We start from the raw sequence: 13,211 nt of genomic DNA, 5'->3' as shown, positions 1-13,211 counted from the left end.
GACCCTCGTGACCCGTGAGCACCAGGTACTGAACCCGGCGACGGAGGAACTCCTCGCCACCGTCCCCGCCACCACGGCGGCCGAGGTGCACACCGCCGTCGCCCGCGCCGCCGCCGCCCAGCGGGCCTGGGCGGCGCTCGCCCCCGCCGACCGGGCCCGGCTGCTGCGCCGCTTCGCCGTCGTCGTCGACTCCCGCATCGAGGAGCTCGCCCGCCTCGAGGTCCGGGAGGCCGGGCACACGATCGGCAACGCGCGCTGGGAGGCGGGCAACGTCCGCGATCTGCTCGACTTCGCCGCCGGGGGAGTGGAGCGGCTGAGCGGCCGGCAGATCCCCGTTCCCGGCGGCATCGACATCACCCTGCTCGAACCCCTCGGCGTCATCGGGGTGATCGCACCGTGGAACTTCCCCCTGCCGATCGCCGCCTGGGGGACGGCCCCCGCCCTCGCCGCGGGCAACGCCGTCCTGCTGAAACCCGCCGAGACCACCCCGCTGACCGCCCTCCGCCTCGCCGCACTCGCCCTGGAGGCGGGCCTCCCCGAACACCTCTTCCAGGTACTGCCCGGCGCGGGTGACGAGGCGGGCAACGCCCTCGTCGAGCACCCCGGAGTCGCCAAGATCGTCTTCACGGGCTCCACCCGGGTCGGCAAACAGATCATGGCCAAGTGCGCCGAGCGCGTGAAGCGGATCACCCTCGAACTCGGCGGCAAGAGCCCCAACCTCGTCTTCGCCGACGCCGACCTCGAAGCCGCCGCGGCCGCCGCCCCCCTGTCCTTCCTGGACAACGCCGGCCAGGACTGCTGCGCCCGCACCCGGATCCTCGTGCAACGCTCCGTGTACGACCGCTTCCTGGAACTCCTCGCCCCGGCCCTCGCCGCCGTCGTGGTCGGCGATCCGGCCGACGAGAAGACGCAGATGGGCCCCCTCATCTCGCGGACGCAACTGGAACGGGTGCGCGGCTACGTCCCCGAGGACGCGGCCGCGATCCGCGGCAGCGCGCCCGAAGGCCCCGGCTTCTGGTTCCCGCCGACCGTCCTCACCGACGTGCCCGCGGACACGCCCGTCGCCACCGAGGAGGTCTTCGGACCGGTCGCCGTCGTCCTGCCCTTCGAGGACGAGGCGGACGCCGTCCGGCTCGCCAACGCCACCGAGTACGGCCTCGCCGGATCGCTCTGGACCCGCGACGTGGGGCGCGCCCTGCGCGTCGCCCAGGCCGTCCGGGCGGGCAACCTCTCCGTCAACTCCCACTCCGCCGTCCGCTACTGGGCCCCGTTCGGCGGGTTCAAACAGTCCGGCCTCGGCCGGGAACTGGGCCCCGACGCCCTCGCCGCCTTCACCGAAACCAAGAACGTCTTCCTCAGCACGGAGGTCTGAACCGGTATGACCACGGACCACGGCAACAACGGGAACAACGGGAACATCTGCCGCCGCCTCGTCGGCCGCAGTGCCGTCATCACCGGCGCCGGCAGCGGCATCGGCCTGGCCACCGCCCACCGCCTCGCCTCCGAAGGGGCGAACGTGGTCTGCGGCGACATCGACGAGACCGCCGGCCGGGCCGCCGCCGAAGCCGTCGGCGGCACCTTCGTACGGGTCGACGTCACCGACCCCGGCCAGGTCGAGGCCCTGTTCGAGACGGCGAACGACACGTACGGCTCCGTCGACATCGCCTTCAACAACGCCGGCATCTCACCGCCCGACGACGACTCCATCCTCACCACCGGGCTGGAGGCGTGGAAACGCGTCCAGGACGTCAACCTCACGTCCGTCTACCTGTGCTGCAGGGCGGCTCTGCCCTACATGCGGCGCCAGGGCCGGGGCTCGATCATCAACACCGCCTCCTTCGTCGCCAGGATGGGGGCGGCGACCTCCCAGATCTCGTACACCGCCTCCAAGGGCGGCGTGCTGGCGATGTCGCGCGAACTGGGCGTCCAGTTCGCACGCGAGGGCATCCGGGTCAACGCCCTGTGCCCGGGGCCGGTCAACACCCCGCTGCTCCAGGAGCTCTTCGCCAAGGACCCGGAGCGCGCGGCCCGCAGGCTCGTACACATTCCGCTCGGGCGGTTCGCCGAGGCGACCGAGATCGCGGCCGCCGTCGCGTTCCTGGCGAGCGACGACTCCTCGTTCGTCAACGCCACCGACTTCCTCGTCGACGGGGGGATCTCGGGGGCGTACGTCACACCGCAGTAGGAGAAGGGCCCGTCGTCGTCCGCTTCGCGCCCGGCGCGGGCCCCGGCCCCGTGGGCGGTCAGGGCGACAGCGGGTCGTGGGGTGGGGAGGCCTGCATCACCTGGATCACGTAGCCCGCGAACCGCCTGGAGGCCGCCGCCTGGCCGGCGGCCGTGGACGCCCGGATCCCCCGGTTCGCCATCAGCATGAGAACCAGATCGTCCGGTACCAGGAAGTCGGGGCGCAGACGTCCGGCCTGCTTGGCACGGTGGGCCAGTTCGCTGACCGCTCCCACGGTGTAATCGCGGCCCTCGGTCACCTCCGTCGCGCCCGGAAAGGTCGACATGAAGGCTTCGGTGAACCCCCGGTCCCGTGCGTGCAGCTCGCAGATCGCCTTGATGATCAGACAGAGGCCGTGCCAGGGGTCGGGGTCGGCGCATCCCTGGTCCACGATGGCGCGGCATTCGCGTACCTGGTCCGCGAAGGCCTCGGCGACCAGCGTCTGTTTGGCCGGGAAGTGACGGTACAAGGTGGCGGGCCCGACCCCGGCACGCCGCGCGATCTCCCGCATCGGCACGCTCAGCCCCTGAGTGGAGAACAGTGCGCGGGCCGCGCCGAGGATGCGCGCGCGGTTGTCCGACGCGTCGGAGCGCAGGGCGTGAGGCAATCGGGCCGTCATCACTCTCACTTTACCTAAACGGACGGGGGCGTCCCCTAGCGTCGTGGAGGCAGAGACCTCGTGGCCGTGCCGGGCGCCGTCAAAGGACGCCGCACGGAGAACACGCCGGTCCGGGGCCCAGCCGGACAGCTCCCGGCCCCCGCCCCCGGTGTGAAGCCCCTGGACCGGGTGGCGGGGGCCGTGGTGTGCGCGGCGCGTGGCCGACTCTGCCCAACCGAGAGAACGGAGAGCACGTTGAAGGCAGTTTCGATCCGGTCGTTCGGACCTCCCGAAGGTATGGCGGTGATCGACCTCCCAGTCCCCGTTCCCGCAGCCGGACAGGTGCTGATCGCCACCGAGGCGGTGGGCGTCGGCGGTGCCGACACGGTGATACGAAGTGGGGCCCTGGCCGCTTACGGCTTCCAGGAGGGGCACGTCCCCGGCAGTGAGGTGGCGGGCACCGTGGCCGCAGTCGGCGAGGGCGTCGACGCGTCATGGATCGGGCGCGAGGTGTGGGGATTCACCGGCACAGGCGGCGGCTACGTCGAACAAGCCCTCGCGTCGGCTGCGGAGATCCTGCCCCTGCCCGCGAACCTGTCCGCCACCGACGCGGTGACGCTCGGCAGCTCCGGTGTGGTGGCCCACTTCGGGCTGAGGCACGCCCACTTCGCACCCGGGGAGACGGTTCTGGTGCGCGGCGCGGCCGGCAGCATCGGGAACATGGTGGTGCAACTCGCGGCGCGCGGCGGTGCCGCCGCGGTAGCGGTCACCACCTCATCGCCCGACCGCGGCCGCCGGCTGCGCGAGCTCGGGGCAACCCACGTACTGGACCGCTCCGGCGACGGAGGGGAGGACGCTCCCGACGGTTACGACGTCATCATCGACGTGGTCGCCGGTCCGTCCCTGCCCTCGTTCTTCGACCGGCTCAATCCGAACGGCCGGATGGTCGTCGTGGGCGCTGTCGCGGGTCAGCCGCCGGCGGACATCGGCACGAAGATGATGGCCGCGTTCCAGAAGTCGCTGTCCTTCGCCACGTTCAGTGCGGCCACCGTCACCGCAGCCGACCGGGATGCTGTGCGCGCCGAACAGTTCGCCGCGGCAGGCCGCGGTGAACTGGAGCTGGTGGTGCACGAACTGCTGCCGCTGGACCAAGCAGTGCTGGCGCACCGGAAGATGGACGCGGGCGAGGTCTTCGGGCGGATCGTACTGGTGCCCTGACCCTCCACAGGCGCCGAAGGGGCAGGCGCAGGCCGGACGTACGGGACCGAGCGGGAGGCAGGGATGCTCCCTCGGTCTCGCGGGCTGCGGCCCACAGACGGTCCAACCGGTGCGGGCGTCGGCAGCTCCGTCTCCCCCCGACACCTGCCGCTCGCCCGCTCTGCCCGCTCAGAGGAAGGTGCGGCCCTCGCCCCGGTACGTCGGCACCGTCGCCGTCACCCGGTCGCCCTCGATCAGCTGGAGCTCGTCGAACCGCTCGCACAGCTCCCCGGCCTTCGCGTGCCGGAACCACACCTTGTCGCCGATCAGCAGATCGTCGGCCGGGGCGCCGAGCAGCGGGGTCTGCACCTCGCCGGGGCCCTCCTGCGGGTCGTAACGCAGACCTTCCGGCAGGTACGGGACCGGCAGCCGGTCCGCACCCGCGGCCCCGGACGCCGGGTAGCCGCCACCGAGCACCGTCACCACGCCGACCCCCGGCCGGCGCACCACGGGCTGGGCGAACAGGGCCGCCGGGCGCGCCGTGAACGAGGTGTAGTTGTCGAACAGCCGCGGCACGTAGAGGCCGGAACCGGCCGCGATCTCGGTGACCGCCGCCTCCGCCGCCGTGTGCTGCACACTGCCGGTGCCGCCGCCGTTCACGAACTCCAGATCGGGGGTCACGGCCCGGACCGCCCGCACCACCTCGGCCCGCCGGCCCGCCAGCTCCCGGCGGGCCGAGGCCTGCATCAGCCGGATCGCCCGGGAACGCAGCGGCCGCCCCGCGACCGAGTCACCCACCCCGGCGATGTGCCCCTCGTACGCCATCAGCCCCACCAGCCGGAAGCCGGGGCGCCGGGCGACGGACCTGGCCAGCTCCGCCAGCTGGGCGGGGGAGCGCAGGGGCGAGCGCAGGGCCCCGATCCTGACCCGGCCGCCGAGCATCCGCAGCGAGGTGTCCAGCTCCAGACAGACCCGGATCTCCTCCGTGCCCCCCGCCCGCGCCGCGTCGATCAGCTCCAGCTGCGCGTGGTCGTCCACCAGCACGGTCACGGCGGCGGCGAGCTTCGGGTCCGCGGCCAGCTCCGCGAAGGCCGAGCGGTCGGCCGACGGATAGGCGAGCAGGACGTCCTCGAACCCGGCCCGCGCCAGCCACAGGGACTCGGCGAGCGTGAACGACATGATCCCGGCGAACCCGGGACGCGCCAGCACCCGCTCCAACAGGGCGCGGCAGCGCACCGATTTGCTCGCCACCCGGATCGGCTTGCCGCCCGCACGCCGTACGAGATCGTCGGCGTTGGCGTCGAACGCCTCCAGATCGACGACGGCGATCGGGGCGTCGAGATGGGCGGTGGCCCGGTTGTAACGGGTCCGGTCAGCGGCACGGGCAGTCATGGCCGCAGCTTGCCAGACGGCTGTACCGCTGGGTAGGGGGACGTTCTGCGCAGATCGCCGCGAGCGCGGCGGCCCGCTCCCACCACGGCCTCCCCAGCCCGTAGAGTGACGGACACGCGGCGAGCAACGGGCCTGCCGGTGCAGGCGATCCGCGTGCGGTACGGAACGGACCAGGGGGGCGGATGAGTACCGAGGCGCAGCGCGCTCCCGTCCCGCCACGCCCGACCGCCACGCCCTCGCTCCCGCCGAAGCCCGCCGACCCGGCCGCGGAGTCCACCGCCCCGCCCCGCCCCGTCACCCCGCCGCAGGACGACCGTGCACCCGGGCCCGCGTCGAGCGCCCCGGCCCCGGACGCGCCCGCGGCCCCGCCACGGCCCCCCTCCCACGCCCCCGCCGGACCCCCGGCCGCACCGCCCCCCGCGGAGACGACCGCCCGTCTGCGCCCCGTGCCCCCGGCCCGTCCCGCCGAGGCACCCGCGTCCCCGGTCTTCCCCCCGCGCCCGCCCGGCACGCCCCCCGCGGCGACCCGGCGGCGGCCCGTGGGCGCCGTGGAACTCGGCGGCCCGCCGGTCCGTACCGGTCCTGGCGCCCCGTTCGCGTACCGGCCCCCGCACACCCACCCCCCGGCCGAGACACCGGCCGAGACCACCACCCGGCTCCGGCCCGTGCGGACCCGGCACCCCTTCAGGGCCGCGGCCGCCGCGGTCTGCGTCGTGCTCGGACTCGGGCTGATCGGCGGAGCAGCCACCGGCAGCTGGCTCATCAGCGACTCCTCGGCCGATCCCGCGGCCCACAGCGCCTATACCGCGGGCCGCGAGGCCTGGCACAGCATCCCGGTCGACACGCTCTTCCCCCGGACGATCCAGGGCGACGGCGCCGGGCCCGGCGGAGCCGACCGGGTCTGGACCAGGATCGCCGTGGCCCCGGACAGCGGCTGCACGGGCGCCCTCGACCCCCTGCTGCTCAAGACGCTGCGGCCGGTCGGCTGCGCCCGCCTGCTCCGGGCGACGTACACCGACGCGACGAGCAGCGGCGTCACCACGGTCGGGCTGGTCTTCACCGAGGGCGACACCGAGGCGATGCGGGCGCTGAGCTCCCGGTACGCCGGCGAGCACCTCGGCGCGCGCGCCGACCTGATGCCCCGTACGTACGCCGTGAAGAACAGCCCCGCCGCCGGCTTCGGCGACCGGCAGCGCGCCAGCTGGACCGTGCACGTCCTGACCGAGGTGCCCGTCGTGGTGTTCGCCGTCTCCGGATTCGCGGACGGGCGGAAGGTCACGGACCCGCAGCCGGCCGCGAAGGCGATCGAGGTGAACGCGACGACCCCGGCAGCCCAGGCCGGTCTCGGCCACGACGCCAAGGGCGTGGCCGACCGGATCGAGCGAGGACTGCGCAGAACCGTCGCCGATCTCACGGAGAAGCCCGAATGACCCGCCACGTCCGCCCCCGCAGGCTCCTCGGCGCGGTCTGCGCGGCCACCGCGTTCGCGCTGCTGCCCGCCTCCCCGGCCGCGGCGGACACCATACGGGCCCAGCAGTGGGGCCTGGACGCCCTGCACACGGACCGGGCCTGGCAGACCACCCGCGGCAAGGGGATCACCGTCGCCGTCGTCGACACCGGGGTCGACGGCAGCCTGCCCGACCTGACGGGCCAGGTGCTCGCGGGCAGGGACATGATCGGTTTCGGCGCCGGACGCGGTGACCGGGCCTGGGCCAGGCACGGCACCGCGATGGCCGGGATCATCGCCGGGCGGGGCCACGGCGGCGGAGGCGACGAGGGCGTCATCGGCATCGCGCCCGAGGCGAAGATCCTCCCCGTCCGGGTCATCCTCGAAGCGAGCGACCCGGCCCGCGCCAAGGCCCGCAAGACCCGCGGCACCGCCCTCGCCGACGGCATCCGCTGGGCCGCCGACCACGGCGCCGACGTCATCAACCTCTCCCTCGGCGACGACAGCGAGTCCGCGCACCCCGAGCCCGGCGAGGACGCCGCCGTCCAGTACGCGCTGAAGAAGGGCGCGGTCGTCGTGGCCTCGGCCGGCAACGGGGGCGAGAAGGGCGACCACATCTCGTACCCCGCCGCCTACCCGGGCGTGATAGCGGTCGCCGCGGTCGACCGGTACGGCACCCACGCCTCGTTCTCCACCCGCCGCTGGTACGCCACCGTCAGCGCGCCGGGCGTCGACATCGTGGTCCCCGCGCCCGACCGCAAGTACTACGTCGAGTGGGGCACCTCGGCGGCGTCGGCGTTCGTCTCCGGCGCGGTCGCGCTGGTGCGCGCCGCGCACCCGGGCCTGACGCCCGCCCAGATCAAGAAGCTCCTCGCGGACACCGCCCGCGCTTCCCCGTCCGCCGGACGCGACGACGCCCGGGGCTACGGCATCGTCGACCCGGCCGCGGCCATCAGGGCGGGTGGCTCACTGGCCCCCGACGGACTGCGCACCGACTCCGCCGCGGCCGGCTACCGCAAGCGGTACTTCGGCCCCGGCCCCGCCGCGCCCCGTGCGGACGACGGCCCCGCCGGCTGGGTCGCCCCGGCGGCCGGCGGTCTCGGAGCGGTTCTGCTGGCCCTGGCCGTCGTCCTGTGGCGGGGCCGGGGAGGCCGCACGCCCACTCCGCGCCGCTGAACGGCGATCCCCCGCCTCGACGCCGAACGGCCGTCCTCACCCCGGGGCCCCGGCACGCACCACCGCCACAGCCGCCTTCGCCACCGCCTCGACGAGCGCGATGCCCGCTTCCTCGGCCGGCTGACCGCCGGAGAGCACCGCCACCAGGTAGCTCCGCCCGTCCGCCGTCACCTGTCCGATGCTGTTGATGTTCCACAGCCCGGTGGCGGTACGCGGCATCCAGCCGTTCTTGAGCGCCCAGGCGCTGCCCGCCGCCGACACGCCCCACTGCTGGTCGGCCTCGACCTGCGCCATCAGCCCTCGCACATACGCCCGGGAGTCCTCACTCAGCTCCGCGTCCGCGTCCGTGCCGAAGACCGCCTCCAGCAACGTCAGCTGATCGGCCGCCGTGGTCCGGGTCAGCCCCCAGGCCTTCGCCGCCGTCGTCGCGGTGAGTCCGAGCCGCTCGTTGGCGGCGTCGAGACCCGCCGCTCCGCCCACCGCGGCGAGCAGCGCGGTCGCGGCGTCGTTGTCGCTCCGCTCGATCATCGCGACGGCGTGAGCGCGTTCACCGGCGGTCAGTTCACGCCTCTCGTCCTGGGCCCGGAGCAGCAGCGCCGCCAGAATGTCGACCTTGACGATGCTCGCGGTGTCGTACGTCGCGTCCGCGCCCCCGTACACCGCGCGCGCCCCGCCGGCGCTGTCCAGCACGGCCACCGAGACGGCCGCCGTGTCCGCACCGGCCAGCAGCGGTTCGACGGCCGCTTCCAGTTCCGCGTCCAGTTCCACCACCGGCTCCTCGCTCGCCACCGCGACCGGAGCGGTCGCGACCGGTGGGACGGACGATACGGAAGCCGTGGCGGCGGGCGCGTGATCCGGCGACCGGCCGGTCGGATACGCGCCCCCGGCGGCCGATCCGGCGAGCACGACCGTGGCCGTCAGGGACGCGGACAGCACGGATCCGCGGATTCTGTGTCGGGGCATGCCCGGACGCTACGAACCGCGGCTGAGAGGAGGCTGAGCCCGACCTGTCGACGGGATGAGAATGCCCAGGCACTACGCTCGCCCTGTGGCGCAGAAGAACATTCCGGACCCCGGATACTCCGACGACGACGGCACGGCCGACCCCGCCCTGACCGCGGCACTCGCCGCGTGGGCCGAGGACCGCGAGGCCGTCGGCCCGGTACTCCGAGCCCTCCGGGGGGCCCGTCTCCTCGTTCCCGTCGTGGCCGTCCTCGGCGAGGTGGAGGTGGACGAGAAGGGGCTGCGCCGGGAGAAGACCAGCGACATGGCGGTCCCCACCCTTCAGGCCGGCGACCGCCGCGCCCTGCCGGCCTTCACGTCCACCGCGTCCCTGGCCCGCTGGGATCCGCAGGCCCGCCCCGTCGCCGTACCCCTGCACCAGGCCCTCCAGGCCGCCGCGCACGAGAAGGCCGACACGGTCGTGCTCGACCTGGCCGGGCCGGTGGCCTTCGAGCTGACCGGGTCCGCCCTGCGCGCCCTCGCCGAGGGCCGTACCAGCGCCGACCCGCTGGACGACCCCGCCGTCACCGCGGCCGTACGTGACGCCGTCGCCGCCGAGCCCGCGGTGCTGCGCGCCCACCTCGGGCCGGGCCGCGCGGACGGCACCCTCGCGCTGGTGCTGGCGGCGGACGCCGACCCCGCGGAGACGGCCGGCCGTCTCGCACGGTCGCTGGCCGCTGACGAGGTGCTGCGCGCCCGGCTGGTCCGCGGCCTGGACCTCGCGCTGCTCCCGGCCGACGCGCACGCGCCCGGCGAGGCGTTGTTCGCGCGCTGACCTTCCGCCCCCGACGAAGGACCGACGCCGTGAGCCCCCTGCCCGGTCGGGCAGGGGGCTCACGGCGTGAAGGAAAGGGCGGAAGGAAGAGGTGAAGGGGAGGGGCTCAGCCGAAGACCGGGCCGGTGTACTTCTCGCCGGGGCCCCGGCCGGGCTCGTCCGGCACGAGCGAGGCCTCGCGGAACGCGAGCTGCAGGGACTTCAGGCCGTCACGCAGCGGAGCGGCGTGGAAGGAGCTGATCTCCGTGGTGCTCGCGTCCAGCAGGCCGGCCAGCGCGTGGACCAGCTTGCGGGCCTCGTCGAGGTCCTTGTGCTCGTCGCAGTCCTCGGTCAGCCCGAGTTTCACGGCGGCGGCGCTCATCAGATTGACCGCGACCGTCACGATCACCTCGACCGCGGGCACCTCCGCGATGTCGCGGGCCATCTCGTCGAAGCCGGGGGAATCACTGGTGGGGGTCGCGTCACTCATGCGCCATACAATAGGCCCACGGCAGGGCCGCTCCTCCTGCGGGAGGGCCGTGCGACCACTGGTTAGCGCCTGCCCGGGGGAGCTGCTAACCTTGTGTAACGACCGGCTGGGCATACGTGTGCCCGGCCCACAAGTGGAGGCTCCGATCTCCCACCTGACCGTCCCCCGGACGGCGGGTCACCGGTCAGGTGGCGCCCATCGTTCCGTACGGACGATGGAGCCGCCCGATGCGCCCCGCGGTTGACCGCGGCGGTGTTCCGGTTGTTCAGGAGCCCCGCCTGTGTCCCGGCGGGGCATTTTTCATGGTCCCGCACGGTTGGTCTGTTGAAACAGACGTTACGTGGCTGTCCGCCAGGCGGCCGCGTGGTGCTACCGAGGAGGATCCATCAGCGCCGAGCCCCGCATCAACGACCGGATTCGCGTACCCGAGGTGCGACTTGTCGGTCCCAGCGGCGAGCAGGTCGGGATTGTTCCGCTTGCCAAGGCCCTGGAACTCGCACAGGAGTACGACCTCGACCTGGTCGAGGTGGCGGCTACCGCCCGTCCGCCCGTGTGCAAGCTCATGGACTACGGGAAGTTCAAGTACGAGTCGGCCATGAAGGCCCGTGAGGCGCGCAAGAACCAGGCGCACACGGTCATCAAGGAGATGAAGCTCCGGCCGAAGATCGACCCGCACGACTATGACACCAAGAAGGGTCACGTCGTCCGGTTCCTCAAGCAGGGCGACAAGGTCAAGATCACGATCATGTTCCGTGGTCGTGAGCAGTCCCGCCCCGAGCTTGGCTTCCGACTGCTTCAGCGTCTGGCTTCGGACGTGGAGGAACTCGGCTTCATCGAGTCCAACCCGAAGCAGGACGGCCGGAACATGATCATGGTTCTGGGTCCGCACAAGAAGAAGACCGAAGCCATGGCCGAAGCCCGCGAGGCCCAGGCCGCCCGCAAGGCGGAGCGTCAGGGATACGCCCCCGACGCCGATGCCGAAGCTGCGGACGAGGCAGTCGAGGCTCCGGCCGAGACGGCCTCCGAGGCTCCTGCCGAGACGCCTTCCGAGGCTCCGGCCGAGACACCTTCCGAGGCGTGACCTCCGGGGGCCGCCATCCAGGCGCCCCCGGGTCCACCCGGAATCCACCAACGATCTGACGCCCCTGCAGTCCGGTGCCCGCACCGAGAGGGGCGCCACTGACGAGGAGAGAACGGCGCGATGCCGAAGAACAAGACGCACAGCGGTGCCAGCAAGCGCTTCAAGATCACCGGCTCCGGCAAGGTGCTCCGTGAGAGGGCCGGCAAGCGCCACCTTCTCGAGCACAAGTCGTCCAAGAAGACCCGCTCGCTGACCGGCACGGTCGTCGTGGCTCCGGCCGACGCCAAGAAGATCAAGAAGCTTCTCGGCAAGTGAGGCCGTCGTCCCCGGTGACACCGGGGACGCGCCCTCGATCCGACCGGGACCAATTCGTTTCCGGGCCGTGTGAGTACGACCACGGCCCCGCTACAAGGAGTTAACAAGTGGCACGCGTCAAGCGGGCAGTCAACGCCCACAAGAAGCGCCGGGCAATTCTCGAGGCCGCCAGCGGTTACCGCGGTCAGCGCTCGCGCCTGTACCGCAAGGCCAAGGAGCAGGTCACCCACTCCCTGGTCTACAACTACAACGACCGCAAGAAGCGCAAGGGCGACTTCCGTCAGCTGTGGATCCAGCGCATCAACGCCGCTGCCCGCCAGAACGGCATGACGTACAACCGCCTCATCCAGGGTCTGAAGGCCGCCAACATCGAGGTGGACCGCAAGATCCTGGCCGAGCTCGCGGTCAACGACGCCAACGCGTTCGCCGCCCTCGTCGAGGTTGCCCAGAAGGCCCTCCCGAGCGACGTCAACGCCCCGAAGGCTGCCTGATCCAGGCCGTACTTCTCGGTTTTGAGCCGGACCCGCAGGCGCACGTCGTCTGCGGGTCCGGTGCGTTGCAGACCCAGCACCTTCGTCACCAGAGAGGCTCGCCGCCGACATGGGCACCCCTGAACTGATCTCCCCGCGATCGCCACGGGTGGCCGCCGCCCGGCGGCTGGCCAGGCGCAACTTCCGCGGCAAGGAGCGCAGGTTCATCGCCGAGGGGCCGCAGGCCGTGCGCGAGGCCGCGGACCACCGCGGCAGCGACGGCGAGCCGACCCTCATCGAGCTGTTCGCCACCGTCGAGGCCGCCGAGCGGTACGAAGAAATCGTCGAGGCCGCCCACGCGGCGGGCGCCCGGGTGCACCTGGCCGACAGCGAGGTCCTGGCCGACGTGTCGCAGACCGTCACCCCGCAGGGCCTGATCGGCGTCTGCCGCTTCCTGGACACGCCCTTCGAGACGGTCGTCGCCGCACGCCCGAAGCTGGTTGCCGTCCTGGCGAACGTCCGTGACCCCGGCAACGCCGGTACGGTGCTGCGCTGCGCCGATGCCGCGGGCGCCGACGCGGTCGTCCTCACCGACGCCTCCGTGGACCTGTACAACCCCAAGTCCGTTCGCGCGTCGGTCGGGTCGCTCTTCCATCTGCCGGTCGTCGTGGGCGTGCCCGTCGAGCACGCCGTACGGGGGCTCAGGGACGCGGGGTCGAGGATCCTCGCCGCCGACGGCGCGGGCGAGAACGACCTCGACGACGAACTCGACGCCGGCGGCATGGGCGGGCCCACCGCCTGGGTCTTCGGCAACGAGGCCTGGGGCCTGCCGGAGGAGACCAGGGCGCTGGCCGACGCCGTCGTGCGCGTGCCGATCCACGGCAGGGCGGAGAGCCTCAACCTCGCCACCGCGGCCGCCGTCTGCCTGTACGCCTCCGCACGCGCCCAGCGCCCCCGCCGCAGCGACGGCTGAGCGATCCCGCGGCCACCGCTCCCGGCGGAGGGCCCCCGCAGGGTGTCGCTCCGTCACCGGCGACTAGTAGGGTGACGAACTCGGGGGCCCAC

Annotated in this window: 14 protein-coding genes; 10 read left to right on the top strand and 4 right to left on the bottom strand. The window is 73.1% G+C overall.

The features are described 5' to 3' along the window. Nucleotides 1–7: 7 nt before the first annotated feature. Nucleotides 8–1,372 (top strand): aldehyde dehydrogenase family protein, encoded by a 1,365-nt coding sequence (locus tag ACFYPA_RS31395; RefSeq protein WP_389135701.1) that lies wholly within the window; start codon nt 8–10, stop codon nt 1,370–1,372. Nucleotides 1,373–1,378: 6 nt separating this feature from the next. Next, the gene (locus ACFYPA_RS31390) at nt 1,379–2,185 is read left to right on the top strand and encodes a 3-oxoacyl-ACP reductase (RefSeq protein WP_359084341.1); all 807 of its coding nucleotides are present in this window, start codon (nt 1,379–1,381) and stop codon (nt 2,183–2,185) included. A 58-nt stretch (nt 2,186–2,243) separates the two neighbouring features. On the opposite strand, the gene ACFYPA_RS31385 is transcribed toward ACFYPA_RS31390, so the two are convergent. Then, on the bottom strand, nt 2,244–2,843 hold the full coding sequence (locus ACFYPA_RS31385; RefSeq protein WP_389135698.1) for a TetR/AcrR family transcriptional regulator: 600 nt from the start codon (nt 2,841–2,843) through the stop codon (nt 2,244–2,246). A gap of 234 nt (nt 2,844–3,077) precedes the next feature. On the opposite strand from ACFYPA_RS31385, the gene ACFYPA_RS31380 reads away from it, so the two are divergent. Next, nucleotides 3,078–4,040 carry a zinc-binding dehydrogenase gene (locus tag ACFYPA_RS31380; protein ID WP_389135696.1) on the top strand — a complete coding sequence of 321 codons (963 nt, stop codon included), beginning with the start codon at nt 3,078–3,080 and terminating at the stop codon, nt 4,038–4,040. 168 nt (nt 4,041–4,208) lie between these two features. On the opposite strand, the gene ACFYPA_RS31375 is transcribed toward ACFYPA_RS31380, so the two are convergent. Continuing rightward, entirely contained in the window at nt 4,209–5,411 is a 1,203-nt protein-coding gene (locus tag ACFYPA_RS31375; protein WP_359316052.1) for an amino acid deaminase/aldolase, read from the bottom strand. A gap of 548 nt (nt 5,412–5,959) precedes the next feature. Here ACFYPA_RS31375 and ACFYPA_RS31370 point away from each other — a divergent pair. Both ACFYPA_RS31370 and mycP read left to right on the top strand, forming a co-directional pair. Then, a complete protein-coding gene (locus ACFYPA_RS31370) occupies nt 5,960–6,841 on the top strand; it encodes a hypothetical protein (protein ID WP_359084386.1) in 882 nt (293 codons plus the stop codon). After that, complete coding sequence (gene mycP / locus ACFYPA_RS31365; RefSeq protein WP_359319281.1) at nt 6,838–8,034, top strand: type VII secretion-associated serine protease mycosin; 1,197 nt, start codon at nt 6,838–6,840, stop codon at nt 8,032–8,034. Before ACFYPA_RS31370 ends, mycP begins: the two co-directional genes overlap by 4 nt. Before the next feature lie 36 nt (nt 8,035–8,070). Here the strand turns inward: mycP and ACFYPA_RS31360 are convergent, their stop codons facing one another. Continuing rightward, a complete protein-coding gene (locus ACFYPA_RS31360; protein WP_389135691.1) occupies nt 8,071–8,997 on the bottom strand; it encodes a serine hydrolase in 927 nt (308 codons plus the stop codon). A gap of 85 nt (nt 8,998–9,082) precedes the next feature. Here ACFYPA_RS31360 and ACFYPA_RS31355 point away from each other — a divergent pair, with 85 nt between their 5' ends. Further along, the gene (locus tag ACFYPA_RS31355; protein ID WP_359084335.1) at nt 9,083–9,811 is read left to right on the top strand and encodes an SseB family protein; all 729 of its coding nucleotides are present in this window, start codon (nt 9,083–9,085) and stop codon (nt 9,809–9,811) included. Between the two features lie 106 nt (nt 9,812–9,917). Here ACFYPA_RS31355 and ACFYPA_RS31350 read toward each other — a convergent pair whose 3' ends face one another. Further along, complete coding sequence (locus ACFYPA_RS31350) at nt 9,918–10,280, bottom strand: DUF1844 domain-containing protein (protein ID WP_389135688.1); 363 nt, start codon at nt 10,278–10,280, stop codon at nt 9,918–9,920. Nucleotides 10,281–10,620: 340 nt separating this feature from the next. Here ACFYPA_RS31350 and infC point away from each other — a divergent pair, with 340 nt between their 5' ends. From infC to ACFYPA_RS31330, 4 genes are all read left to right on the top strand, one after another. After that, nucleotides 10,621–11,361 (top strand): translation initiation factor IF-3, encoded by a 741-nt coding sequence (gene infC / locus ACFYPA_RS31345; RefSeq protein ID WP_359319285.1) that lies wholly within the window; start codon nt 10,621–10,623, stop codon nt 11,359–11,361. 120 nt (nt 11,362–11,481) lie between these two features. Then, complete coding sequence (rpmI, locus tag ACFYPA_RS31340; RefSeq protein WP_003970213.1) at nt 11,482–11,676, top strand: 50S ribosomal protein L35; 195 nt, start codon at nt 11,482–11,484, stop codon at nt 11,674–11,676. A gap of 107 nt (nt 11,677–11,783) precedes the next feature. Then, on the top strand, nt 11,784–12,167 hold the full coding sequence (rplT, locus tag ACFYPA_RS31335) for a 50S ribosomal protein L20 (RefSeq protein WP_003970214.1): 384 nt from the start codon (nt 11,784–11,786) through the stop codon (nt 12,165–12,167). A 109-nt stretch (nt 12,168–12,276) separates the two neighbouring features. Beyond that, nucleotides 12,277–13,119, top strand: coding sequence for a TrmH family RNA methyltransferase (locus ACFYPA_RS31330; RefSeq protein ID WP_389135684.1), 843 nt, complete (start codon nt 12,277–12,279; stop codon nt 13,117–13,119). Nucleotides 13,120–13,211: the final 92 nt, after the last annotated feature.

This window comes from Streptomyces sp. NPDC005775 (genome assembly GCF_042871565.1).
In the GTDB taxonomy this organism is placed as follows: domain Bacteria; phylum Actinomycetota; class Actinomycetes; order Streptomycetales; family Streptomycetaceae; genus Streptomyces.
The sequence above is the reverse complement of the archived record's forward strand: the minus strand, read 5'-3'. Positions and strand labels throughout refer to the sequence as shown.